At 35.8% G+C, this 26354-nt stretch carries 24 protein-coding genes; 13 read left to right on the forward strand and 11 right to left on the reverse strand.

Annotated features, from left to right (window positions below):
* Nucleotides 1–4 precede the first annotated feature (4 nt).
* Nucleotides 5–2227 (reverse strand): FUSC family membrane protein, encoded by a 2223-nt coding sequence (locus M4I44_RS12820; RefSeq protein WP_249964926.1) that lies wholly within the window; start codon nt 2225–2227, stop codon nt 5–7.
* Nucleotides 2228–2428: 201 nt separating this feature from the next.
* Here M4I44_RS12820 and def point away from each other — a divergent pair, with 201 nt between their 5' ends.
* The 3 genes from def (at nt 2429) to mazG (ending at nt 4542) form a co-directional block, all read left to right on the forward strand.
* Nucleotides 2429–3019: a peptide deformylase gene (gene def, locus M4I44_RS12825; RefSeq protein WP_017498326.1), complete on the forward strand. Its 591-nt coding sequence runs from the start codon at nt 2429–2431 to the stop codon at nt 3017–3019.
* Nucleotides 3020–3089: 70 nt separating this feature from the next.
* Nucleotides 3090–3575, forward strand: a complete 486-nt coding sequence (locus M4I44_RS12830; protein ID WP_249964927.1) for a DUF5606 domain-containing protein — start codon at nt 3090–3092, stop codon at nt 3573–3575.
* Between the two features lie 196 nt (nt 3576–3771).
* Complete coding sequence (gene mazG, locus M4I44_RS12835) at nt 3772–4542, forward strand: nucleoside triphosphate pyrophosphohydrolase (protein WP_017498328.1); 771 nt, start codon at nt 3772–3774, stop codon at nt 4540–4542.
* On the opposite strand, the gene M4I44_RS12840 is transcribed toward mazG, so the two are convergent.
* Nucleotides 4543–5223, reverse strand: a complete 681-nt coding sequence (locus M4I44_RS12840; protein WP_017498329.1) for a Crp/Fnr family transcriptional regulator — start codon at nt 5221–5223, stop codon at nt 4543–4545. It lies immediately after the preceding gene.
* Between the two features lie 202 nt (nt 5224–5425).
* On the opposite strand from M4I44_RS12840, the gene M4I44_RS12845 reads away from it, so the two are divergent.
* The 8 genes from M4I44_RS12845 (at nt 5426) to M4I44_RS12880 (ending at nt 14153) form a co-directional block, all read left to right on the forward strand.
* Complete coding sequence (locus M4I44_RS12845; RefSeq protein ID WP_249964928.1) at nt 5426–7819, forward strand: heavy metal translocating P-type ATPase metal-binding domain-containing protein; 2394 nt, start codon at nt 5426–5428, stop codon at nt 7817–7819.
* A 109-nt stretch (nt 7820–7928) separates the two neighbouring features.
* Nucleotides 7929–8120, forward strand: a complete 192-nt coding sequence (gene ccoS, locus M4I44_RS12850; RefSeq protein ID WP_017498331.1) for a cbb3-type cytochrome oxidase assembly protein CcoS — start codon at nt 7929–7931, stop codon at nt 8118–8120.
* Nucleotides 8121–8122: 2 nt separating this feature from the next.
* The gene (gene ccoN, locus M4I44_RS12855; RefSeq protein WP_017498332.1) at nt 8123–10309 is read left to right on the forward strand and encodes a cytochrome-c oxidase, cbb3-type subunit I; all 2187 of its coding nucleotides are present in this window, start codon (nt 8123–8125) and stop codon (nt 10307–10309) included.
* 7 nt (nt 10310–10316) lie between these two features.
* Nucleotides 10317–10511, forward strand: a complete 195-nt coding sequence (locus tag M4I44_RS12860) for a CcoQ/FixQ family Cbb3-type cytochrome c oxidase assembly chaperone (protein WP_026110175.1) — start codon at nt 10317–10319, stop codon at nt 10509–10511.
* A gap of 2 nt (nt 10512–10513) precedes the next feature.
* Complete coding sequence (locus tag M4I44_RS12865) at nt 10514–11455, forward strand: cbb3-type cytochrome c oxidase N-terminal domain-containing protein (protein ID WP_249964929.1); 942 nt, start codon at nt 10514–10516, stop codon at nt 11453–11455.
* A gap of 4 nt (nt 11456–11459) precedes the next feature.
* Complete coding sequence (gene ccoG / locus M4I44_RS12870; protein WP_249964930.1) at nt 11460–12878, forward strand: cytochrome c oxidase accessory protein CcoG; 1419 nt, start codon at nt 11460–11462, stop codon at nt 12876–12878.
* Between the two features lie 11 nt (nt 12879–12889).
* Nucleotides 12890–13339 carry a FixH family protein gene (locus M4I44_RS12875; RefSeq protein ID WP_070906714.1) on the forward strand — a complete coding sequence of 150 codons (450 nt, stop codon included), beginning with the start codon at nt 12890–12892 and terminating at the stop codon, nt 13337–13339.
* A 112-nt stretch (nt 13340–13451) separates the two neighbouring features.
* Nucleotides 13452–14153: a sulfite exporter TauE/SafE family protein gene (locus tag M4I44_RS12880; protein ID WP_089078445.1), complete on the forward strand. Its 702-nt coding sequence runs from the start codon at nt 13452–13454 to the stop codon at nt 14151–14153.
* Nucleotides 14154–14539: 386 nt separating this feature from the next.
* On the opposite strand, the gene hemN is transcribed toward M4I44_RS12880, so the two are convergent.
* From hemN to prfB, 8 genes are all read right to left on the reverse strand, one after another.
* On the reverse strand, nt 14540–15904 hold the full coding sequence (gene hemN, locus M4I44_RS12885) for an oxygen-independent coproporphyrinogen III oxidase (protein ID WP_249964931.1): 1365 nt from the start codon (nt 15902–15904) through the stop codon (nt 14540–14542).
* Between the two features lie 119 nt (nt 15905–16023).
* Nucleotides 16024–16494, reverse strand: a complete 471-nt coding sequence (locus tag M4I44_RS12890; RefSeq protein WP_249964932.1) for a hypothetical protein — start codon at nt 16492–16494, stop codon at nt 16024–16026.
* Between the two features lie 112 nt (nt 16495–16606).
* Complete coding sequence (locus tag M4I44_RS12895) at nt 16607–16954, reverse strand: hypothetical protein (RefSeq protein ID WP_249964933.1); 348 nt, start codon at nt 16952–16954, stop codon at nt 16607–16609.
* A 121-nt stretch (nt 16955–17075) separates the two neighbouring features.
* Nucleotides 17076–17498 carry a DoxX family protein gene (locus M4I44_RS12900; RefSeq protein ID WP_017498342.1) on the reverse strand — a complete coding sequence of 141 codons (423 nt, stop codon included), beginning with the start codon at nt 17496–17498 and terminating at the stop codon, nt 17076–17078.
* Nucleotides 17499–17621: 123 nt separating this feature from the next.
* A complete protein-coding gene (locus M4I44_RS12905) occupies nt 17622–19250 on the reverse strand; it encodes an acyl-CoA carboxylase subunit beta (RefSeq protein WP_017498343.1) in 1629 nt (542 codons plus the stop codon).
* A gap of 201 nt (nt 19251–19451) precedes the next feature.
* Nucleotides 19452–20450, reverse strand: a complete 999-nt coding sequence (gene lpxD / locus M4I44_RS12910; protein WP_017498344.1) for a UDP-3-O-(3-hydroxymyristoyl)glucosamine N-acyltransferase — start codon at nt 20448–20450, stop codon at nt 19452–19454.
* 348 nt (nt 20451–20798) lie between these two features.
* Entirely contained in the window at nt 20799–21242 is a 444-nt protein-coding gene (gene msrB, locus M4I44_RS12915) for a peptide-methionine (R)-S-oxide reductase MsrB (RefSeq protein WP_017498345.1), read from the reverse strand.
* A gap of 104 nt (nt 21243–21346) precedes the next feature.
* A protein-coding gene (gene prfB / locus M4I44_RS12920; RefSeq protein WP_249964934.1) for a peptide chain release factor 2 occupies nt 21347–22445 on the reverse strand; the annotation gives its coding sequence in 2 pieces (ribosomal slippage) (nt 21347–22381 and nt 22383–22445; 1098 coding nt in all).
* Nucleotides 22446–22596: 151 nt separating this feature from the next.
* Between prfB and M4I44_RS12925 the strand changes: the two genes are divergently transcribed.
* Nucleotides 22597–23616, forward strand: coding sequence for a low specificity L-threonine aldolase (locus tag M4I44_RS12925; protein ID WP_017498347.1), 1020 nt, complete (start codon nt 22597–22599; stop codon nt 23614–23616).
* Nucleotides 23617–23776: 160 nt separating this feature from the next.
* Here M4I44_RS12925 and M4I44_RS12930 read toward each other — a convergent pair whose 3' ends face one another.
* A complete protein-coding gene (locus tag M4I44_RS12930) occupies nt 23777–24097 on the reverse strand; it encodes a YbaB/EbfC family nucleoid-associated protein (RefSeq protein ID WP_017498214.1) in 321 nt (106 codons plus the stop codon).
* Between the two features lie 67 nt (nt 24098–24164).
* Here M4I44_RS12930 and M4I44_RS12935 point away from each other — a divergent pair, with 67 nt between their 5' ends.
* Entirely contained in the window at nt 24165–26300 is a 2136-nt protein-coding gene (locus M4I44_RS12935) for a S9 family peptidase (RefSeq protein WP_371922977.1), read from the forward strand.
* The last annotated feature ends 54 nt before the right edge of the window (nt 26301–26354 follow it).

Below are 26354 nucleotides of genomic sequence, written 5' to 3' on the forward strand. Positions count from 1 at the left end.
TGAATTAATCTGGATTTGTTGCTTTAAATTCCTTTGTGATTTTTAAAATCTTCTCAGCCAGATTGCTCATCCAGATCAATTGCTCGATTACCATTTGGGCTTCCTGCATCTTGGCTTGTCGTGTTTCCTTGTCTAAGTCATCATCTGCGGCCAGACGTTTGAAGTTAACACGTTTGAGTTCTTCAAACTGTAAAGTCACATCTTCCTTATCAAAATAAGTGTCATTTATGATCTTTTCATTTCTTAGAAGAGCAATTGCGTGATCCAGATTGGAAAGAATCGTTTTAATGATGTAGTTAAAAGATTCTGAAGCAGAAGTAGTCTGGTGTGACTGGATATAAGTTGATAGCGAAGCCAACGCTGATAATATAGAATGGTTAAGCACCACCAGTTTATTAACCAATGGAAGTGTTTTTTGTTTCGATTTAGGCTCCTGCATCATGCGCTGAAAGGAAGTCATTAGATTCCCAACCTCAACAAAAGCATTTTTTCTGGATAATCGGTATGAAGTAGGAACTTCTCCTTTTTTATTGTAGAAATCGGCAATCTCTTTTAGGTAATTTCGATTAGCGCGAATCGAATTTTCAATATGTATAGGAGTATTGATAAATTCCCAGGCCGGCCATAGAAACTGATTGGCTAAAAAAGCTAAAATGGCTCCCGCGAGTGAATCGAGAATTCTAAACTGAATCACTTCAACCACATTTGGAGCTAAAATTCCATAAATAAAAACCACGTACATCGTAACAAATGTTGCGCTTATTTTGTAGTTAATTTGTGTAAACGAGATACCAAGAAGCATACAAACAATAGAGAAGATACTCAATACAACGTGATTTTGTACCAAAGAAACAATTCCGAATGCTAATAATCCTCCTAAAATAGTACCGAAAATTCGGTTATAGGAGCGCTCTTTCGTTAGGCCGTAACCCGGACGCATGATTACTACAATAGTAAGTAAAATCCAATACACGTTTTGAAACGGAAGAAATTTTCCAATCACAAAACCAATTAAAATAGTCGTAGTCAGTCGTATGGAATGTCTGAAAATAGAAGAAGAGTAAGATAAATTCTCAATCAAAGTACGCAATGGGTAATATTGAGGTGTTAGGAATTTCTCCAGTTCCTTATCCTTGTCTTTTAATTTATAAGACTGCATCGCAAGTGAAAAAGCACGTTGGATGGTTTTGATTTTTCCCACCTGATTTTTAGCGTACTTCAGCATGTTGGTCAACATGAGTACACCTTCGGCAGCTTCTTCTTTCCCTAAAGTTTTTTCATAGTCAAAAATGGCAAACTCCAATGCATCAAGCTCATTCTTTAAATCATTCTTGTCAACATATACACTGATGTTGTGTACATTTTTAGACAGTTTTTTTAAGGTAGAGGCTAATTTATAAGCTACATTCTGATAGGTTCGAAGCACTTCGGGATGTGCGGCAAATTTTTCATGCAGTTTATCATGGTCAAAAGAAGTGTATAAGGCCAGTTCCTGAATCTCAACCAGAGTGATAAAAACAAGTAGCATCTTTCGATTCTGACTGGTAGCTCCCGAGGTATTTTGATTGCCAATAAGCATCTTTCTTAAATCCTCATGAATCAGGTTGAGTTCTACCTGAACGCTTAATTGTTTCTCAATAATGGCTTTTCTGTTGGCTTCGGGATTCCATAAATCCCCTCTGAGTTTTAAATATTTGGCCGTTAGTTTTATGCCTTCGGCAATTTGAAGTTCAACATATTTGTACGGCTGTACAAAGTGAAAGACCAATGATACAATCAGATATAGAATTCCGCCTATAAAAATAAAACCCGAATATTCAAAAGCTTCCCAGCCTTCATGCAAATGACCAAACGATAAGGAAATTGACAACAAAGCAGAGAACGAAACCAGAGTAGCACGCTGACCATATACAGAAATCATTGAACATAAAAACAGTAAAAAGCCTAAAAAAGGATAAAACAAAAAGGGATACGGATAAGCAAGATTTACCAGTAAGTTTACTCCCGAAACGATAAAGGAAGCCACTATAAGTCCTTTTATTTTATGGCTTAAAGAACTCGCAATATCACTGGGATACGTATAAAAAGCCCCCAAAGCGATAGTAAAACCGATTTCGAAGTGTCCGAGAAAGTTCAGAATTAAGACAGGAACAACCGAAGCAATAGTTACTTTTGAGGCATTTAAAAAAGAAGTACTGTTGGTAAATTTCGAGATACGATCAAACATATATGGAGGTTTACAAACAAAGGTAAGAATTGTACGAATTAATTTGGCATAATTATGGATGAGTTTTTGGCGAGATTGCAAAAAATGACATATAATAGCCCTTTCGAATTATTCATTGACTATTTTTTACTATTTTTGCCAGCTGAATTAAGAGAATTAAATTCAGTGTTTTTCAGTAGATAATGCATTAAAATATTACAAATGATTTTACCAATTGTAGGATATGGTGATCCTGTTTTAAGAAAAGTGGGTGAGGCAATTACGCCAGATTATCCAAACCTAAAAGAAACAATAGCAAACATGTATGAAACCATGTACAACGCTTTAGGGGTTGGACTTGCTGCACCTCAGGTAGGTGTTCCTATTCGTTTGTTTGTTATTGATACAACTCCTTTTAGTGATGATGAGGATCTTTCTTCAAGTGAGCAGGAAGATTTAAAAGGTTTCAAAAAAACTTTTATCAATGCTAAGATTTTGAAAGAAGAAGGAGAGGAGTGGAGTTTTAATGAAGGTTGTTTGAGTATTCCGGATGTTCGCGAAGATGTTTACAGAAAACCTACCGTTACAATTGAATATTGTGAAGAAGATTTCGTAATGAAAACCGAAGTTTTTGACGGGTTGGTAGCCAGAGTAATTCAGCACGAATACGATCATATTGAAGGGGTTTTGTTTACAGATAAAATCTCTTCTCTAAAGAAACGTCTGATCCAGAAAAAACTAAAAAACATTACCGAAGGCAAGACATTTCAAGAGTACAGAATGAAATTTTTTGCTGCAAAAAAAGGAAGATAGTATTCTAAAGTATGAATTTAGAATCAAAGAAATATAATAAATCAAATTCTTAATACTAATTTTAATAAACATGAATTTAGAGAAAATTTTAGCCATTTCTGGGAAACCAGGTTTATATGTATTGAAAGTGCAAACTCGTACAGGTTTTGTGGCAGAATCATTAGCAGATGGAAAAAAAATCACAGTAAACTTAAAAAGTAATGTAAGTTTATTATCAGAGATTTCAATTTATACTTACGAAGGCGAAAAACCATTAACAGAAGTAATGCAACGTATTGCTACTAAAGAAAATAAAGGTCAAGCCATTTCTCATAAAGAAGATAATGCTACATTATCAGCTTATTTTAAAGAAATTTTACCTGAATACGACGAAGAGAGAGTTTATCCTTCAGATATTAAAAAAGTATTAAACTGGTACAATACCCTTCAGGCGAAAGGTTTGGTAACAGATTTAGCTCCTGCTGCTGTTGAAGCTGTTGAAGAAGCTCCGGTTGCTGAAGAAAAACCAAAAAAAGCTCCTGCTGCTAAAAAGGCAAAAGCGAAAAAAGAAGAATAGTAGTTCATAGCATTCTTTTAAGGTACTAAGTTTCTAAGTGACTAAGTTTTTTTAGATTGTTAAAAATAGATTAGGCTCAGCATTTTAGAACCTCAGAACGTAAATACTTCAAAATATATTAATCCTGTTGAGATGTTTTCTTGACAGGATTTTTTACTTTTACACCAATCGTTACAATCCGGATAAAACTTCAAAAATGAGCAAAGAACTTCAACTTAAGGCCTTCGAAAGATTATTAATTATTATGGATGAACTTCGTGAGCAATGCCCGTGGGATAAAAAACAAACTTTGCAAACACTTAGGCATCTTACCATCGAAGAAACATATGAGTTGGGTGATGCTATTTTAGACAATGATCTAAACGAAGTAAAAAAAGAACTGGGTGATTTGCTGTTGCATATTGTTTTTTATGCGAAAATAGGCTCTGAAACCAACGATTTTGACATGGCAGATGTGTGTAACGAAATCTGTGATAAACTCATTCACCGTCATCCTCATATCTACAGTGATACCAAAGTCAAAGACGAAGAAGAAGTAAAACAAAACTGGGAAAAGTTAAAGCTGAAAGAAGGTAAAAAATCAGTTTTAGAAGGAGTTCCGAGAAGTTTACCGGCATTAGTAAAAGCCAGTCGAATTCAGGACAAAGTAAAAGGAGTTGGTTTTGATTGGGAAGAATCGCATCAGGTTTGGGACAAAGTTCAGGAAGAACTGGAAGAATTGCAAGTGGAAGTAAAAGCAGGGGATCAGGACAAAATAGAGGCCGAATTTGGAGATGTTTTATTCTCAATGATCAATTACGCCCGTTTTTTAAATGTAAATCCCGAAGATGCTTTGGAACGTACTAATAAAAAATTCATCAAGCGTTTTCAGTATCTGGAAAGCAAAGCAGCAGAGATGGGAAAACCTTTGATGGATATGACGTTGGCCGAAATGGATGTTTTTTGGAACGAAGCTAAAAAGCAGTAATTATTCTGCCAGCTTTTTTAAGGCTTTGATGTCCTGAAGTTTGATTTTTTTGCCGACTAATTCAATTAAATTCAGTTTGTTAAAATCCGATAACAATCGAATACAGCTTTCTGTGGCCGTACCTATGATACCCGCCAGCTCTTCTCTTGTAAGCTGAACTTTCAGAGTATTATCCGCATTCTCACCAAAATCGTCATGCAACTGCAGTAAAGTTTCAGCTAAACGCTGTTTCACCGTTTTTTGTACCAATGCAATTTTATCGTTTTCAGATTCTTTTAAATCCTCACAAACTGATTGCATCAAATTCATAGAGAACTGATTGTTGTTATTGAAAAAGTGAAGAATTTCGGCTTTCGGAATAAAACATACTTCCATATCAGCAACGGCTTTGGCAGTTAAGTTAGCAGGTTCATTGCTAATCATAGAACGCTGACCTAAAAGTTCTCCTGATTTTACCAGTTTTACAATTTGATCTTTTCCGTTGGCACTTAATTTAGAAAGTTTTCCAACACCGTCTTTTACACAATAAACTCCATTCGTAACTTCACCTTCTTCAAAAAGCGCATCCCCTTTTTTAATCGTGTAAGTTGTTTTGCTATTCGCCAGTTTCACAACCTCGTCTTTATTGAGTGCTTTTAGAGAAGAAAGCTGTCTTACGATACATTGGTCACATTTATTCATAGCAAAAATATTTATTACAAAATTAACCAATATTCGCTTTCGCAGCTAGTGTTTGGGCTGAAAAAAAACAAAAAAATCTGACATCACTGTTTGAAGGATTTATTTCATTAAATTAGAAACGGATTTCGTTGTAGTATGATAAATGTCATATTTAAAGTCGCCTCTTATTTTGAATATTTGTGGTATCAAAAAAAAACAAATTATGAGTGAACAAAGTTGTTTTCATTGCGGACTTACGATTCCTAAAAATGAAGTAATCAATTTTGATGAAAAGAAATTTTGCTGTGCCGGATGTAAAACGGTTTACGAAATTTTTAGTCTTCATGATTTAACCGGTTATTATGATTTTGAAAATGCACCCGGCGCTACTCCACAGGATATCACAGGTAAATATGACTTTTTAGACAATGAGGCTATTCTTTCGAAAGTATTAGAATTTCAGGAAGGAAATACGGCTATTGTTTCTTTAAATATTCCCTATATTCATTGCAGTTCTTGTATTTGGATTTTGGAGAATTTAAACAAAATGCAGCCCGGGATAAGCCTCTCTCAGGTGAACTTTCCGGAGAAAAGGGTTCGGATTACTTTTAATTCAGATACCGTTTCTTTGAAAACTATCGTTTATATGCTTAGTTCTATAGGCTATGAACCTTATATCAGTCTGGAAAATTATGAAACGGGTAAAAATAATGTCGATAGAAGCTTAACGTATAAATTAGGTGTTGCCTTTTTTTGCTTCGGAAACATTATGTTATTGTCGTTTCCGGAATATTTTGAAATAAAAGAATTCTGGCTGGACAATTACAAACCCTTTTTCAGAATCCTGATTTTTATTTTGGCTTTGCCCAGCTTTTTGTATTCGGCAAGTGGTTATTATGTTTCTGCTTACAAAAGTATCAAATCGGGAATGCTGAATATCGATATTCCAATTGCGTTGGGAATTATTGTAATGTTTGTTCGAAGTACTTTTGATATCGTCATGAATTACGGATCAGGTTTCTTTGATAGCTTGACAGGGCTGGTTTTTTTCATGTTGTTAGGAAAGATGTTTCAGATTAAAACCTATAGCTTTTTAAGTTTCGAAAGAGACTTCAAATCCTATTTTCCAATTGCTGTGACCAGAATTAATTCAGATACTTCAGAAGAAAGTATTCCTGTTTATGATGTTTTAAAAGGAAACAGATTGCTCATTCGAAATCAGGAGCTTATTCCTGTTGATGGAATTCTGATTAGTGAAAAGGCAGAGATCGATTATAGTTTTGTAACGGGAGAAGCGGTTCCGATCACTAAGAAATCAGGAGATAAAGTTTTTGCGGGAGGGAAACATATTGGTAAAGTGATCGAAATGGAAGTGTTGCATTCGGTGTCACAAAGTTATCTGACACAATTATGGAGCAATGAAATTTTCCAGAAAAAAGTGTTTCAAAAGCATAAGACAATAACGGATGCAATTAGTAGATATTTTACACCATTGTTATTATTAATTGCTTTTGCAGGCTTTGGTTATTGGATTTTTATTGATGCCAATACCGCTTTTAATGTCTTTACTGCGGTCTTGATTGTCGCCTGTCCATGTGCATTGGCACTTACTGCACCTTTTACGTTTGGTAATATACTGCGCATCATGGGCAAGCAAAAAATGTATCTCAAAAATGCGTTAGTAATTGAGCAGCTGGCAAAAGTGGATACGATTGTTTTTGACAAAACCGGAACGATCACCACGAATAAGAAATCGAATATTGTGTATGAGGGAAATTCTCTCTCTGAAGAAAATTATATACTTATTAAAAATGTGCTTCGTGCTTCTAATCACCCTTTGAGCCGAATGTTGTATGATTTCCTGCCGGATTCAGATAGAATAAAAATTAATGATTTTCAGGAAATTACCGGAAAAGGAATTCAGGCTTCTACAGAGAATGTTACAATCAAAATTGGATCTGCAGCCTTTGTTGATAGTCCTGTAACGGAACTGTCTGAAATTGAAAAAACGGGTCTTCATATTAGAATCGATGGTACTTATTATGGAAAATTTACATTCCAGAATAAATATAGGGATGGATTAGAAACACTTTTTTCAACATTGAGTCGTGAGTATCAAATAAAGGTGCTTTCGGGAGATAATGATGGAGAACGCGCTACTTTGCAAGCCATTTTGCCTAAAAACACAGAACTGATTTTTAATCAGAAGCCGGAGCAAAAGTTAGAATTTATCAAAAAATTGCAAGACGAAGGTTGTAATGTGATGATGGTTGGAGACGGTTTAAACGATGCAGGTGCTTTGGCGCAAAGTAATGTTGGAATTTCGATCTCTGAAAATGTCAATGTTTTCTCTCCTGCCTGCGATGCTATATTGGATGCAAGTGAGTTTTCGAGACTAAATTATTTTTTAAAATTATCACACAAGTCGATTGCAATTATTAAAATGAGTTTTGTCTTGTCACTGCTGTATAATGTTGTCGGACTTTCCTTCGCAATTACAGGAAATCTGTTGCCATTGGTTGCGGCTATTATCATGCCTTTAAGCACAATTACGATTGTGAGTTTTGTTACGATTATGTCTAACTATTTCAGTAACAGTAATTTAAAATCGTTATAAATAATTCTGAAGTTATTTTTTATATTTTTAACATAGGACTTCGCCTATGATAATTATCATATTTTACCAGTCAATAACCAAGTAATTTTGTTAGTATAAAACGTAAGGTATGAGTGTTATTTATCTATTAATTTCAGTAAGTATTTTCGTGGCAATTGGATTCTTTGTTGCTTTTATCGTAGCTGTCAAATCAGGACAATACGATGACGATTATACACCCTCAGTCAGAATGCTTTTTGATGATGAGACCAAAATTACCAGCCAAAAGAACAATTCATCAATAAAAGAAAAACAAGTATAATTATGGAAATGGAACAGTTTTATTACGACAACAAAATTGTTAAAAAGTTCATTTACGCTACTATCTTATTTGGAGTAGTGGGGATGTTAGTCGGGCTTACCCTTGCGGTGATGTACCTTTTTCCCAACATAACCGATGGGATCTCCTGGCTTAGTTATGGTCGACTACGGCCTTTGCACACCAATGCGGTGATTTTTGCCTTCGTTGGAAATGCTTTTTTTGCAGGGATGTATTATTCGCTACAGCGTTTGCTAAAAGCCAGAATGTTCAGCGACTTTTTAAGTAATCTGCATTTTTGGGGCTGGCAGCTTATCATTGTCGCCGCAGCAATCACCTTGCCTTTAGGGTATACTTCTTCAAAAGAATATGCTGAATTAGAATGGCCAATAGATATTGCGATTGCACTTATTTGGGTAGTAATGGGAATTAATATGATTGGTACCATGCTGCGTCGTAGAGAACGCCATTTATATGTAGCCATTTGGTTTTATCTGGCCACATTTGTTACAGTAGCAGTGTTGCACATTTTCAATAATATTGAGATTCCGGTTTCGGCTTTCAAAAGTTACTCCGTTTACGCAGGGGTTCAGGATGCTTTAGTTCAGTGGTGGTATGGTCACAATGCGGTTGCATTTTTCCTTACAACGCCGTTTTTAGGACTGATGTATTACTTTGTTCCAAAAGTAGCGAATCGTCCGGTATATTCTTATAGATTATCAATTATCCATTTCTGGTCGCTGATTTTTATTTATATCTGGGCAGGTCCACACCACTTATTGTATTCGGCTTTGCCAAACTGGGCACAAAATTTAGGAGTTGCATTTTCAGTAATGCTTATTGCACCGTCTTGGGGTGGTATGATCAACGGACTTCTAACATTAAGAGGAGCGTGGGATAAAGTTCGTGAAGAACCGGTTTTAAAATTCTTTGTAGTAGCAATTACCGGTTACGGAATGGCAACATTTGAAGGACCAATGCTTTCTTTAAAAAATGTAAATGCTATCGCGCACTATACAGACTGGATCGTTGCACACGTACACGTAGGGGCTTTAGCCTGGAATGGTTTCATGTCATTTGGTATTATTTATTGGTTGATTCCGAGAATGACCAAATCGGATTTGTTTTCTAAAAAATTGGCCAACTTTCACTTTTGGATAGGAACTTTAGGTATCATTATTTACACAATTCCATTGTATGTAGCAGGTTTTCAACAAGCGTCAATGTGGAAACAATTTAATCCGGATGGAACTTTAGTTTATGGTAATTTCCTTGAAACGGTTACTGCTATTATGCCAATGTATTGGATGAGAGCCATTGGAGGTAGTTTGTATTTAATTGGAATGCTGACATTGGTGTACAATATTATCATGACCGTAAAAGCGGGTCAGACTATCGAAGACGAATTGGCACAAGCTCCGGCTTTACAAAGAATTAGTAGTGGAAGACTTAATGGAGAGAAATTCCATACCTGGTTGGAGAGAAAACCAATTCAGTTAACCATTTTGGCTACAATCGCTATTTTAATCGGAGGTGTTATTCAGATTGTACCCACTATTATGGTCAAATCTAATATCCCGACCATCTCAAGTGTGAAACCATATACACCTTTAGAACTTGAAGGACGTGATTTGTATATCAGAGAAGGTTGTGTGGGATGTCACTCTCAATCTGTTCGTCCTTTCAGAAGTGAAGTAGAGCGTTACGGACCACAATCAAAAGCAGGAGAGTTTGTATACGATCATCCATTTTTATGGGGATCAAAACGTACGGGTCCCGATTTGTTGAGAGTAGGTGGAAAATATAATGACAACTGGCATTTCAACCATATGTGGAATCCGCAAAGTACTTCAGCAGGTTCAATTATGCCGGGTTACAAATGGCTTTTTGATAACGAAGCGATGGATGTTTCCCTGACTCAGAAGAAAATGAAGGCAATGGTTTCACTGGGTGTCCCTTATACCGAAGAAGAAATCGCAAATGCTACTAAAACATTAAGAGCGCAGGCAATGACAATTGAAAAAAGTCTGGAGAACGATCCTGACTACGTAAAAAGTTATGAGGACAGTAAGAAAAAAGCAATTGCTAAAGGTGAAAAATTCATTCCGATGAATGAGAGAGAAATTGTAGCTTTAATTGCTTACATACAAAGACTTGGAACCGATATCAAAGTAAAGCAACCATCTAAATAACAGCATTATGTTTGAGCAAATAAAACACAATATGGAGAACATTTCGGGTATAGAGATTTACCCGATACTTTCCCTACTGATATTCTTTTTCTTCTTTGTAGGCCTGGGTTTTTGGGTGTTCTCCTATAAGAAAGAAAAAATAGAGGAGATGAGTGCGATACCTTTGGATGAAGGGCTTATTATAATTTCAAAAGATAAATAAAAATGAAAAGATTTTTCCCAGTATATGTAAGAGTGCCATTGATTTTTTTCATTGTCTTTGCTCTCATGGAATATTTTATAGATTCCGGTGACAGGCCGGCTTTTATCAAGTATCCAATGGTTTCCATTTTTCTCTTTGTTTTTCTGTTTATTCTGATTGCAATCGAAATAACGTTGAGTGCAGTTAATAGGGTAATGTACCAATTAATGTCACCGGAAGAAAAAGCAAAAGCTGATCATGAAAAGAGTTTAAGTCTGACCGAAAGTACCTGGTACAAAGAGTTGATGCATAAACTAACACAAACAGAACCCATTGAAAGAGAAGGCGATTTGTTGATGGATCATGATTATGATGGTATCAAAGAGTTAGATAACAATTTACCGCCTTGGTGGGTATATCTATTCTACATCTGTATCATATTTGGTGTGATCTATGTAGCTCGTTACGATATTTTTGGAGGAGACGATCAGGAAACTGAGTTGAGAAAAGAAATGGCTCAGGCCAAAATAGATGTTGAGGAATATCTTAAAACAGCTCCTGATTTGATGGATGAAAAAACAGTTGTCTTATTAACCGATGACGCAAGTTTAGCAGCCGGTAAGGAGATCTTCATGACCAATTGTGCAGCCTGTCACAGAGCAGACGGTGGTGGTCAAATTGGACCAAACCTGACGGATGATCACTGGATTTTAGGAGGCGGGATTAAAGAAATTTTCCATACGATTACCAATGGAGGACGTGACGGAAAAGGAATGGTTTCCTGGAAAACCAATGGGATGAAGCCAAAGGAAATTCAAAAAGTAGCGAGTTACATTTTGTCTTTACAAGGCAGTAACCCAAAAGATCCAAAAGAACCGGAAGGAGAAGTTTGGGTAGATAAGAGCGCTCCTAAAAAAGGCGACACAGTAGATAAAACAAAAGATAGTACAGAAGTTAAAAAATAATACCATGTCAAATTTACCAGACGAAGCTTTTAGAGATACCATTGGAACCATTGATGAAGGCGGTAAGAGAAAGTTTATTTTTCCTAAAAAACCGTCTGGTAAGTTTTATGAATATCGGAAAATAGTCAGCTATGTTTTGTTGGCGATTTTAATTGCGAATCCGTTTATAAAAATAAATGGAAACCAATTTATGATGTTCAACATTATGGAACGACGTTTCAATATATTCGGGTTTCCATTCTGGCCACAGGATTTTTATCTCTTCGTGATCTCAATGTTGGTTGGTGTTGTATTTATCATCTTATTTACAGTCGTTTTTGGAAGGATTTTTTGCGGATGGATTTGTCCGCAGACTATTTTTCTTGAGATGGTCTTCAGGCGAATTGAATATTGGATCGATGGAGACCGCGGTGCACAAATGCGTCTCGCAAAACAGGAATGGAACGCGGAGAAAATCCGAAAAAGAGGTATTAAATGGACTCTCTTTTTCTTAATTTCTTTCGGAATTGCCAATGTGTTTTTAGCCTATTTGGTAGGAAGTGACGAGCTTTTTCTGATGGTAGAGCAAGGACCAATTCAGCAAGCCAGTAATTTTATCGCGTTGCTTATTTTTACGGGAGTCTTCTATTTTGTGTTTGTCTGGTTCCGTGAGCAGGTATGTATCATTGCTTGTCCTTACGGGCGTTTGCAGGGAGTACTGCTGGACAATAAGTCAATCAATGTGGCGTATGATTTTGTACGTGGAGAAAAGGAAGAAGGCCGAGCCAAATTCAGTAAAAAAGAAGACAGAGCCTTAACCGGAAAAGGAGATTGTATCGATTGTCATCAATGCGTACACGTTTGTCCGATGGGTATCGACATTAGAAACGGAACACAGCTGGAATGTACAAACTGTACAGCCTGTATTGATGAATGTGACTCCATCATGGAAAATGTTGGTTTACCTAAAGGACTTATTCGTTACGCGTCTGAAGACGAGATCGAGAAAAAAGCTCCTTTTAAGTTCACCACAAGAATGAAAGGATATACAGCCGTTTTGTTTATTCTGTTGAGTGTATTTGTGGGAATGTTGTTTTTAAGAACCGATGTTCAGGCTATTGTTCTGCGTTTACCAGGACAGCTTTTTCAGCACAAAGGAGATAAAATAAGTAATGTGTATACCTACAAAATTGTCAATAAGACAATGAAAGATTATAATGATATTCATTTTGAGCTAATCGATCAAAAAGGTGAAATTAAAAATGTGGGAAAAACGCATTTTAAAATAGTTAAAGAAGGTATTTCGCAAGGAACACTGTTCATAGAAATTGATGAAGTACTTCTGGAGAGCGATAAAACGAAAGTTAAAATAGGGGTTTATAACGGCAAAGAGCTGCTGGAAACCACTACGACTAACTTTTTAGGTCCGCGAAGTTTTAATTAAAAAATACAATTATGAAAATAAATTGGGGTACCGGAATTGTCATTGCATTTGCATTGTTTATGAGTTTTATTTTATATTTTGTTTTTGAAGTACAATCGAATAGTAAATACGACAATGATTTGGTTGTCGAAGAATACTATAAGCATGATTCACATTTTCAGGAAGAAATGGCACGTATTCAAAACGCTCAGGATTTACAGCAAAAACCTTCAATTGCCTATCATAAAGATGGAGTTGAAATTGTTTTTCCTGCCGTTTTTGAAAACGATAAAGTCAAAGGTAACATACTGTTGTATCGTCCGTCAAATAAGAAATTTGATTTTAATACCCAAATTGCTTTAACAAACTCAGCGTTGTTAATTCCGAAAAACAAACTCGTGAAAGGACGTTGGGATGTCAATATGGAATGGCAGTATGGAGGAAAAAAATACCTGTCTAAAGAGGTAATCTATGTAAATTAATATTTTAAGACCGATCAATTGAAAAGATTCCTTTTCAGTTGATTTTGTCTTTATTCGCACAGCATTTTTACTTAGCAATAGTAAAGCAAGCTGTATCAAAAAAACTAAAAAGATGTTGTATTCCGCTTTTATATTTGGATTAATCAGCAGTTTACATTGTATCGGAATGTGCGGTCCAATTGCTATGATGTTGCCTGTGGACCGACAAAATGAGGCTAAAAAGGTAACTCAGATTATTACCTATCATTTAGGCCGATTGACTGCGTACGCAACTATTGGACTTATTTTTGGTTTATTAGGAAGAGGATTCTTTTTGGCCGGACTTCAACAAAAAATGTCCATTTTTATTGGTTTGGCGATGATAGTCGTTGTTCTAATTCCAGAAAAGGCCTTTTCTAAATACAACTTTTCCAAACCAGTCTATAAAATTATCTCCCGGGTAAAGTCAAGCTTAGGGAATCAATTTAAAGACAGGAGCTACAAATCTCTCTTTACCATCGGACTGTTGAATGGCTTTTTGCCTTGCGGAATGGTTTATGTAGCCTTATTTGGAGCTATAGCCATGCAAAGCGCTAGTTTAGGAGTGCTGTATATGCTATTGTTCGGTTTAGGAACGGTACCGCTAATGACGGTTGTAGTGTATGTAAATTCATTAATTAAACTTCCATTTCGAAATAAAATTCAAAAAGCAATTCCCTATGTTGCTGTTATTATCGGAGTATTATTTATCCTGAGAGGACTAGGTCTCGGAATTCCTTACATTTCTCCATCCAATATGAGTTTGTTTGTTCAGTCGACTCCTAATTGTCATTAAAAGGAGATTGAGATCATGCGAAAAATTGTGTAGCATTGAAGGAAATCAGGGATCAGTTGCAAAAGTTAAGAATTAAGCAAAAAGATTGCATAATCTGAATAGAAGAAATCTAGTTGGATTTGCTTTTAAAGAGTTCTGGTAATAGCATGGTGTGCAGCGTTTGAATGAGGATGGCAATTATTGGTTACACCTGAAAGGACAAAAGCCTCCTGAGATCATGGTGATTCGAATAAAAATCATACAATTTCTTAGAGGGCTTCATAGAAAAGGGGGATAAATGTTTTTTGTTAAGATCTATCTTTTATCCTTTTTAAGGGCGCAAACAATTATCCCGATCTTTCGCAGTACTCCGCATGTTTCTATTGTTAACGCTCTTTCAGAGGAATTTAAACCGTCATAGAAAACAGGTTTGTTTCCGGAGATTTTCTTTTTAAATGTAGATCGAAGGCCATACAAATGTTACGTACAAAAGGTCTTCCTGCTTCGGTAATCTTAATTTTATTTTCTTCAATTACAATTAAATGATCGTTTTCCATTTCTTTTAAATCGGATATAACCGCTGGAATTTCTTTGAAATATAAAGATTCATTACCCCAGGAAGTTTCAAATTCACAGGTTAAGTTTAAAATATGTTTTCGGATGATCAGATCTTCATCATCGAGAATATGGCCTTTCACGATTGGTAGTTTGTCTGATTCCAACAACTGGTAATATTCTTCGAGAGTTTTGGTATTTTGAGCAAAACTATACCAACTGTCGCTAATAGAGGAAACCCCTAAGCCTATCATAAGCTGTGTTTTTGAGGCGCTATAGCCCATAAAGTTTCGGTGTAGTTCTTTATTTTGAGTTGCCTTGTATAAACTGTCAGAAGCGAAGGCAAAATGATCCATTCCAATTTCATGATAGCCATTTTGTCCCAGCAATTGTTTACCGACTTCATATAGTTTTCTTTTCTCGGCATCTTTCGGAATGTTTTCGTCATTAAATCCACGTTGGCCATTGCCTTTGATCCAGGGCACATGAGCATAACTGTAAAATGCCAGACGATCCGGTTTTAAGGAGTTCGTTTTTTCAACGGTATCAATAACATTTTCTACTGTTTGAAAAGGCAGACCAAATATAATATCATGACCAATTGAAGTATATCCTATTTCTTTGGCCCAAAAGGTCACTTTTGCCACATTGTGAAAAGGCTGAATTCTATGAATCGCTTTTTGAACTTTTTCTGCATAATCCTGAACACCAAAACTTACCCTTCGAAAACCTAAATCATACAATTTTTTAAGCTGTTCGTAGGTGGTATTGTTCGGATGGCCTTCAAAACTAAATTCGTGGTTTTCGGCTTTTCGGGCATTTTTAAAAATACCATTGATAAGCTGTTCCAGATTGTTTACAGAGAAGAAAGTTGGAGTTCCGCCACCTAAATGAATCTCTTTTATAATTGGCTTTTCCGGAAGTAAATTACAATATAAACTCCATTCTTTTAAAAGAGCTTTTATATAAGTTTCTTCAACATTGTGATTTTTAGTAATTCGTTTGTTACAACCGCAAAAGGTACATAAACTTTCACAGAATGGCAGGTGAATATACAAACTGATTCCGTTTTGAGAATTGCTCTCTGCAAAAGCCCTCCGGAATGATGTAATCCATTTTTGCTCATTAAAATTAGTTTCATTCCAATAAGGAACCGTAGGATAACTGGTATATCTTGGACCGGGAACGTTGTATTTTTGCGTTAATGAAATTTTCATAAAAGAGGATTTTGGATACTCAAAATTAGAGCACTGCTGCCGAAAATAAAATGACAAATATCATGTAAAAAAAAAGAGGCTCAAAACGAGCCTCTTTTAGTGAATTAAATAACTAACATTTAAATAGAATCCTGAATGATTTTAAGCCATTTTTTCGCAAACATATGATCCTGATAAGCGCTTATTTGTTTAATACGGTCATCGTCGAAATCATAGAAAGCAATTGTATTTTTTTTAGAAGTTTCTTTGTCCAGAAATTCAAAATCGATTTTTAGTATAGTATCCGAGTTTCCGTCGGTCGTTAGTGCTAATTTGCAGGAAGAGACATTTTTTAAATCAACATAAGTAGATTCTTCCTGATTGGGATTGAAATTCATCAGAACGAATTTTTTATCCTTCTGATCAATTGTTAGTGTTTTATTGCTTTGAGATTCAGTCAGATCAAAGTTTTCCGGATGTGTCGGATTGAATCTCTTTTTTATGTTTAGGATTTTAGATTTGTTGGCAGCGTTTGAACGTGCTGAAAAATAAATAGGAATGGCTACTATGATGGCGATCACAATACCAATTATGGTTACACTTGTTTCCATTTGTTTTAAAATTTGATAAATTGATATGAAATAGTAAACAGTTTTCAGATTGAAAACGGCTTAATAATTGGGGAAAAGAAAGATCTTTTCGATTAAAAATTCATAAAGTAATCTACCAGAAAAAATGGAAGGGGTAGAGCATTAAAAGAACCTTTTTGCTCTGAGTGCTAAATTGATTGGCAAAGTTTGAGGCAGTATTTAAGGCCTGATGCTGAGGAACAGCAACCAATAAAGAGTCAAACCATTTGATTAAACCGGAAGGATTGGTTTTGATATTCCCTACCAGATGATAACCTGTTTGTGGCTGAATAAAAGCCAAAGAGTCGGTATAGTCGATAGAAAAAGTAGTGTCTGTTTTTTTACTTTCACTTTTGTCAACAACAGACTCGTTTGCCTGAATGGCAAAAAAAGTGATGATCAAAAGTGATATAAAAGCAACAGCCTTACGAATCCAATTCATGGTCGCGAATTTAACTCTTAAAAGACAATTAAAGAAATTTTAAAGGATTAATTAACGTTTGGAAAGGGGCTAATTATTTTATCCTCAACTTTTAATTGGTACAGTTGAGGATAAAACAAAGTTATTGTTGCATTTTGAAATAATAGTCAGCTGAGTGTTTTCCGCTTCCATAGAATAAAAAGAACACACAAACTAATAAAACTACAATTGCAAGAATCAAGCTTTCAGAATGCATGTGTCCCATAAAATTAATCAGAACGGCCCCAAAAAGGATGGGTAATTGAGCAGCTATTGCCCAACGGGTAAGCAGCCCGAAAACGATCATGATACCTCCAATCATGTGGGCTGGTGCGATGTAATGTAACAGAAACATTCCGCCGCCAAATTTATCAATAGGAGAAATTAAATCATGCAGATACTGAACATTCGTTACAAATGAAACTCCTTTCATAAATAAAAAAACACCCAATACAATACGTACTAAATCTACAGGTAAATAAGTGTGCGAATTGGCCCATTTATTTAAGCTTTTTACATTTTCCATGATATTACGTGATTAAAAATTACTCACTAAAGTTACTGATTTTTAATGATATATTTATTTTTAAGTAACTGAAAATAAGTTTTTTACTTTTTATTTAACGCATTTATGGGAATGTCTTAAAACTTAAACCTGAATCACTCCCAAATTAAAGGGTTTTTGAATAGGAGCGTGGTTGGCGGCTTCAATTCCCATAGAAATCCAGGTACGGGTGTCAAGCGGATCAATAATTGCATCTGTCCACAATCTTGAAGCGGCATAGTAAGGTGAAGTTTGCGCATCATAACGCGCTTTTATTTTGTTGAACAGTTCTGTTTCTTTTTCTTCGTCTACGATTTCTCCTTTTGCTTTTAGTGAAGAAGCTTCGATTTGAGCTAGTACTTTCGCAGCCTGAGTTCCACCCATAACCGCAAGTTCGGCACTTGGCCAGGCAAAAATTAATCTTGGATCATATGCTTTTCCGCACATTGCGTAGTTTCCGGCACCGTAAGAGTTTCCAACGATAACGGTAAATTTTGGCACAACCGAATTGCTTACCGCATTTACCATTTTTGCACCGTCTTTTATAATTCCGCCATGTTCTGACTTTGATCCGACCATAAAACCGGTAACGTCCTGTAAAAAAACTAAAGGTATTTTCTTCTGATTGCAGTTGGCAATAAAACGAGTGGCTTTATCAGCACTATCGGAATAAATTACGCCTCCAAATTGCATTTCTCCTTTTTTAGTTTTCACTACTTTTCTCTGGTTGGCTATAATTCCAACAGCCCAGCCGTCAATTCTGGCATATCCGGTAATTAGGGATTGACCGTAGCCTTCTTTGTAAGCTTCAAATTCGGAATTATCAACCAGACGATTGATGATTTCCATCATATCATATTGTTCGTTTCGTGCTTTTGGCAGGATTCCGTAAATATCTTTTGGCTCCAGAGCTGGTTTTTCAGCTTTGATACGGCTATAGCCAGCCTTATCAAAATCACCGATTTTGTCTACGATGTTTTTTATCTTTTCGAGGGCATCTTTATCATCTTTGGCTTTGTAATCGGTAACACCTGAGATTTCGCAGTGCGTTGTGGCACCACCTAAAGTTTCATTGTCGATAGTTTCTCCAATGGCTGCTTTAACCAAATAGCTTCCAGCAAGGAAAATACTTCCCGTTTTGTCTACAATTAAGGCCTCGTCGCTCATAATAGGCAAGTAAGCACCTCCAGCAACACAGCTGCCCATTACAGCAGCAATTTGGGTGATTCCCATACTGCTCATTTGTGCATTGTTTCTAAAGATTCTTCCGAAGTGTTCTTTGTCAGGGAAAATTTCATCTTGTAAGGGCAGATAAACACCGGCACTGTCTACCAGATAAATGATTGGCAATCGGTTTTCCATGGCAATTTCCTGTGCACGCAGGTTTTTCTTTCCGGTAATTGGAAACCAGGCACCGGCTTTTACGGTAGCATCATTGGCTACCACTATGCATTGTTTTCCTCTAATGTATCCTATTTTAATGACAACGCCTCCAGACGGACAGCCGCCGTGTTCGGCATACATTCCTTCGCCAACAAAAGCTCCGATTTCAATACTTTTAGAATTTTCGTCTAACAAGTAATCAATACGTTCGCGTGCGGTCATTTTACCTTCAGCATGTAGTTTTTCAATACGTTTTTCGCCTCCTCCTAATTTTACTTTAGCAAATTTTTGTTTTAGTTCAGAAAGTAGTAATTTATTGTGATCTTCGTTTTTATTGAAGTTTAAATCCATAATATTTTAATGTTTTAACAAAATAGTGTTGGCTAATTTACAAAATCAATTGAAACCCACATAATAAATGTTGTGCTGTTATGAAATTAAATTAAGGTTCTGATAGTTAAATTTTCAGTATCTTTTGGAAGAAGTAAAGCGCCTGTTTAGGATAAAAAAAAAACCGGAAGCGAACTTCCGGTTTTTTATATCATCATTTTTTTATTTTTTAATATCACAAACCATTCGTTTTAGAAGGGCCCATTGTTTTAAAGCATCTCGGGCTTCTACGGCGGGATAACCTAACATGGTTTTTCCGGCAGCAACATCACAAATAACTCCTGAGCCTGCTCCAACTACAGCACCATCACCAATTGTGGTATGGTCTTTAATGGAAGCGCTTCCACCAATGATAACACCATTTCCTAAAGTTACAGAACCGGCTAAACCGCTGTTTCCTGCCATGATGCAAAACTTACCTAGTTTACTGTTGTGTCCTATTTGTACCAGATTGTCAATTTTGCAGCCATCACCAAGAATAGTAGAGCTGAATTTTCCGCGGTCTACACAAGTATTCGCGCCAATCTCAACTCCGTTTCCTATAATTACGTTTCCAATTTGTGGAATTTTCACCAATCCTTTTTCGCTGCATGGACGAAATCCAAAACCATCAGCGCCAATTGTTGCATTAGGATGAATGATACAATCGTTGCCAATATGACAACGTTCCCTTACAACCGTTCCGGACCAGATAACCGTATTATTACCAACGGTTGATTCGTCAAGAATAGTTACGTTTGGATAGATAGTAGTATTGGAGCCAATCTCTACTTTTGGTCCAATGTAGCAGCCGGCACCAATTTTGGCACCCTCACCAATAATAGCTGTTTCGTCTACAGTAGCAGTTTTGTGAATATTAGTATGGAATATTGGGGCAGGTGGGGCAAAAAGGGCCAGAATTTGAGACATGGCCAGATCGGCATTTTTTACTTTGATAAAGGCACGATTTTCCCCTGGCTCTATTGAAATATCTTCGTTAACTACTGCAATGGATGCATTTGAAGTTGACCAGTATTTTTCATATTTTTTGTTTCCTATAAATGAAATTTCTGAAGTTGTCGCTTTTTCTAGTTGCTCTGTGGCTGTAATGCTTTGTGAAGTAGTGCCGTAAATTACGCCATTGATTACTTCGTTAATTTCTTGAATTGAATAGGATTTCATTTAATGAATGTAATAGATTATAGGGTTAATTTTTCCCAAATAAAATCAATTAGATTTTAATTACCTAATATTATTTATGGGTTTGTTGAAATATGTTTAGAATAATAGCTTAAATATTACAATATTAACATTTTAAAGGTTTATTTGTTAATAGTTTTTTAGTTTGTATTTAAGTTAGTACCGCTGGTTTCTTGATACGAATGAAGGGGATTCGATTTGAATTGAAATGGAAAATCAATAATTAATTTATTGATAAGTAGTGGCTTACAAATATAATACAAATCATTTGAAAAAAAGCATGGAATAAAAAAAATCGATTCACTTTGTTAGAAGGAATCGATTTTTAATTTATTTAATTTTAGAAAGAGAAACTGCATTAATACAATATCGCAGACCACTAGGTTCAGGACCGTCAGGAAAAACATGTCCTAAATGGGCATCACAGGTATTGCAAACGACTTCAACTCTAATCATTCCGTATGATTTGTCGGCATGGTATGCAATTGCATTTTCTTTTAAAGGCTGAGTAAATGAGGGCCATCCCGTTCCTGACTCAAACTTCTCAGAAGCATCAAATAATAAAGTTCCGCAGCATTTACATTCATAAATTCCGGGATCAAACAAACTGCAAAGTTCAGAACTGAAGGATCTTTCGGTACCTTTTAATCGGGTTACCTGAAATTCTTCAGGAGTTAAAAGCTGTTTCCATTCTTCCTCCGTTTTTTCTACTCTTTTTTCCGGTATCGGATTTCCTTTATTTGTAAAATGAATTACATCTGCCCATTTTATCATAACTTTTTCTTTTAAGTTTTCAGTTTCAGTATTCAGTTTCAGTATTAGATCTCAGTTGTCAGTCTCAGTGAGCTGAAAACTACGACTGAAAACTGATTACTAATTTATTCTTCCTCTTTCTGTCCCATCATCATTAAGTAGGCTTTTAGGAACGGATCTATATTTCCATTCATAACCCCATCAACATCGCTGGTTTCGTAGCCTGTACGAACATCTTTTACTAGTTTATAAGGCTGCATTACGTAGTTACGTATTTGTGAGCCCCATTCGATTTTCATTTTTCCGGCTTCGATATCGGCACGTTGTGCTTGTTGTTTCTTTAACTCAATTTCATACAATTGAGAACGTAACATTTGCATAGCACGTTGTCTGTTGTCCTGTTGAGATCTTGTTTCAGAACATTGAATCTGAATTCCGGTTGGCTTGTGTACTAATTGCACTTTGGTTTCGACCTTATTTACGTTTTGCCCTCCGGCACCACTGGAACGGGAAGTTGTAATTTCGATATCGGCAGGATTAATGTCAATTTCGATACTATCATCAACAAGCGGATAGACATAAACAGATACAAACGAAGTATGACGCTTGGCATTACTGTCAAAAGGAGAGATTCGCACTAAACGATGCACTCCGTTTTCGCCTTTTAGATAACCGAAAGAATAATCCCCTTCGAATTCTAAAGTTACGGTTTTAATTCCGGCTACATCACCTTCCTGAAAGTTGAGTTCTTTGATTTTGTAACCGTAACTTTCTCCCCACATCATGTACATACGCATCAGCATTCCGGCCCAGTCACAGCTTTCTGTTCCTCCGGCTCCGGCTGTAATTTGTACTACGGCACTTAAACTGTCTCCTTCATCCGAAAGCATGTTTTTAAATTCGATGTTTTCAATATGAGCCTGAGTAGTGTTGTAATGTTCGTCTAACTCTGCTGCAGAAAGTTCGCCTTCTTTATAAAAATCATACGCAAGTTGCAATTCATCAGTAAGTTCGATTGCTTTGTTGTAATCTTCGATCCATTTTTTCTTGTTTCGAAGGTTTTTAACAATAACTTCAGCTTCTTTTGCATTGTTCCAAAAATCAGGTGCAAAAGTTTTTTCTTCCTCGTTCGCAATTTCGATTAGTTTGGCATCAACGTCAAAGATACCTCCTCAACGCACCAAGGCGCTCCACAATACCTTTTATTTGTTCGGTCGTTGTCATAAATTAATAGTAGTTTTATATGTTTTTTACAAATATTACGTTAATTTGGTTCTATCGTTATCGGGAAGTTAAAATTTACTGAAACTTACCAAAATTAACTAACAGTAATACGTAATTTTGCTGTACAAAAATAAGATATAGTTTTTAGAATATGGAAATAAATTTAATTAGCGATACCATTACTAAACCAACATATGAAATGTTGCAGTATATGTTTAATGCTCATGTTGGGGATGACGTATACAGGCAAGATCCTACAGTTATCGAATTAGAGACTAGAGTTGCTGAGTTTTTTGGTATGGAAGCCGGGCTTTTTTTTCCGTCTGGAACTATGGCAAATCAAACCGCAATTAAATTACATACACAGCCCGGAGAACAATTGATTGCAGATAAATATGCTCATGTTTATCATTATGAAGGAGGAGGGGTTTCGTTCAACAGCGGTGTATCCTGTTGTTTGTTAGACGGACATAGAGGGATGATAAATGCCAGTCAGGTTGCGGCAGCAATTAATGATCCTGAGTTTTATCACAGTCCGTTAACCAGTTTGGTTTGTGTAGAGAATACCACCAATAAAGGAGGTGGGGCTTGTTATGAATTAGAAGATTTAAGAGAGATAAAAAAAGTTTGCGATGCTAATAATTTGAAATTCCATTTAGATGGAGCCAGAATTTGGAATGCATTGGTGGCAAAAAGACAAAACCCAAAAGAATTTGGAGCAATTTTCGATACAATATCGGTTTGTCTGTCTAAAGGATTAGGCGCTCCAATAGGTTCTGTACTGCTTGGAACGAAAGAAGATATTCGTAGAGCGTTGAGAATCAGGAAAATACTTGGTGGAGGAATGCGTCAGGTAGGATATTTGGCCGCAGCGGGATTGTTCGCTTTGGCACATAATATTGAAAGACTGGCAGAAGATCACAGAAGAGCTAAAGAAATTGCGGCTGTATTAAGTACAAAATCTTGGGTTTCAGCAATAGAGCCTGTAGAAACGAATATTTTGATTTTTTCTTTGGCAGAAGGATATAGTGATCAGCTTTTGATTGAAAAGTTAAAACAAAAAAATATCTTAATAAGCTCGATGGGACATAATAAGCTCAGAATTGTCACACATTTAGATTACAAAGAAGTAATGCATACTTATGTAATTGAAACGTTGCAGAAGTTTTAGTTAAAGGTTCAGAGCTGCAAAGGCTCAAAGGGACAAAGATTTAAACAAAAAAAAGATACACAGATCTGAGTATCTTTTTTTGTTTATAGCACTCAAGTTTGAAAAAGTCAAAACCTTTGTTCCTTTGCTACTCTGAGCCTTTGCCACTTGTTGCTTAGTCTTATTTAAAAAGATTATCCATTCCCGGAATCATTGGCATATCCATTTTGGCAACGGCATCCAATTCTCTTTCGTTTACGCTTGTTGCTTTTTCTATTGCTTTATTCAGAGTTACAATAAGGTAGTCTTCAAGTTGTTCTTTATCTTCTAATAAAGAATCATCAATACTGATTGATTTTACTTTTCTATTTGCTGTTAATGTTATTTTTAATAATCCGTCAGCGCTTTGTTCATCAATCAAAACGGTGTCTAAACGTTTTTTTGTATCTTCAATTTTTTGCTGGGTTTCTTTAAGTTTACCCATCATTCCCATTAAATCCATTTTAGTTGATTTTTAAATTATTCCGTACAAAATTAGTATATTGCTGTATGAAAGCAACATATATTTTATGAAAAAATTAATTTGGTTCTGTTGCGTTTATAGTATTTTTGCTGCTTCGTATTTAAAAACTAATGCTCAATCAATGCAAAACGATATAGTGGCCCCAATAGCCAAAGAAGTTCCAAAATCACTAAAAAAACATAAAGAAACCAGAGTCGATAATTATTTCTGGTTAAATGATCGCGAAAACCCTGAGGTAATTGATTATCTGAATCAGGAAAATGCCTATTACGAGAGTATGACTTCACATATAAAAGGGCTTCAGAGAGATTTGTATGAAGAAATGAAAGGAAGAATTAAAGAAGATGATTCCTCTGTTCCTTATTTTTACAACGGATATTTTTACATTACTCGTTTTGAGACAGGTCAGGATTATCCAATTTTTGCCAGAAAAAAAGGAAGTCTTTCAGCAACCGAAGAAATTTTATTCAATTGCAATGAAATGGCAAAAGGACATGCTTATTTTAAATTAGGAGGTTTAAGTATAAGCCCTGATAATAAATTTGCAAGTTTTGGAGTTGATCTTGTAGGAAGAAGAATTTACACAATTCAGTTTAAAAACTTAGAAACGGGAGAAATTTTACAAGATAAAATCGAAAATGCAACTGGAGGATCGGTTTGGGCCAATGATAATAAAACTGTTTTTTATACCAAACAAGACCAGGTAACTTTAAGAGCGGATAAAATTTTCAGACACAAATTGCATACAGATGCTGCAAAGGATGTTTTGGTTTTTAATGAAACTGATGACACTTTTAATGTTTCTGTGAGTAAAGAGAAATCAAGAAAATATATCGTAATTGGTTCCGGAAGTACCTTAACTACAGAATACAGAATTTTGAATTCTGATAACCCGGACGGGGAGTTTGAAGTATTTCAGACCCGTGTGCGTGGGCTGGAGTACAGTATTTCGCATTATGAAGATTCGTTTTATATTTTAACGAATAAAGACAAGGCAACTAACTTCAAGCTGATGAAAACTCCTGAAAACAAAACAGGAAAAAGGCATTGGGTAGATCTTATTCCGCATCGTGAAGATGTTTTATTGGAAGATATTGAAATTTTTAAGAACTATTTAGTGGTGGAAGAACGCTCAAATGGTTTGAATCACATTCGCATTATGCCGTGGAATGGTGAGCCCGATTATTATTTGCCTTTTGGCAGCGAAACGTATAACGCATATACCACAACAAATGTTGATTTTGATACGGATATTTTGCGTTACAGTTATCAATCGCTGGCAACACCATCTTCTGTGATCGATTTCAATATGAAGACTAAAACCAAAGAAGTTTTAAAAGAGCAAGAGGTTTTAGGAGGGAAATTTGATAAAGAAAATTATATTGAAGAGCGTGTTTGGGCGACAGCCAGAGATGGTGTTAAAGTGCCTATTTCAATGATTTACAGAAAAGGGTTGGAAAGAAACGGTAAAAATCCGTTACTTCTTTATGCTTATGGTTCTTACGGAATCACAATGGATACTTATTTTTCTTCGACAAGACTTTCATTACTGGATCGTGGTTTTGTTTACGCAATTGCCCATATCAGAGGGGGAGAAGATTTAGGTAGACAATGGTATGAAGATGGAAAACTGTTAAAAAAGAAAAATACCTTTACAGATTTCATCGATTGCTCTAAATTTGTAATTAACGAAAAATTCACTTCTTCTAAACATTTGTATGCAGAAGGAGGATCAGCCGGAGGACTTTTAATGGGAGTTATCTCAAACGAAGCACCGGAACTGTACAATGGAGTGATTGCTCAGGTGCCTTTTGTAGATGTTATTACCACAATGCTGGACGACAGTATTCCGTTGACCACAGGAGAATATGATGAATGGGGAAATCCCAACAATAAAAAATATTACGATTATATGTTGTCGTACTCGCCGTATGATAATGTAAAAGCTCAAAATTATCCTAATATGTATGTTTCTACCGGATTGCATGATTCGCAGGTGCAATATTGGGAGCCTGCCAAATGGGTAGCCAAATTGAGAAACTTAAAAACAAATAGCAATTTATTGTTTTTAGACACCAATATGGATGCCGGACATGGCGGGGCTTCAGGACGTTTTGAGGCTTTAAAAGACTTAGCAAAGGAATTTAGTTTTTTATTAGATTTAGAAAAAATTAAAAGCTAATTAGATTTTTTTTGTTAAATTTGCAACCTATCAAGGTTATTTTAAAATGCCTTT

Origin of the sequence: Flavobacterium sp. B183, assembly GCF_023539155.1 — a bacterium.
Taxonomy (GTDB): Bacteria; Bacteroidota; Bacteroidia; order Flavobacteriales; family Flavobacteriaceae; genus Flavobacterium; species Flavobacterium tructae.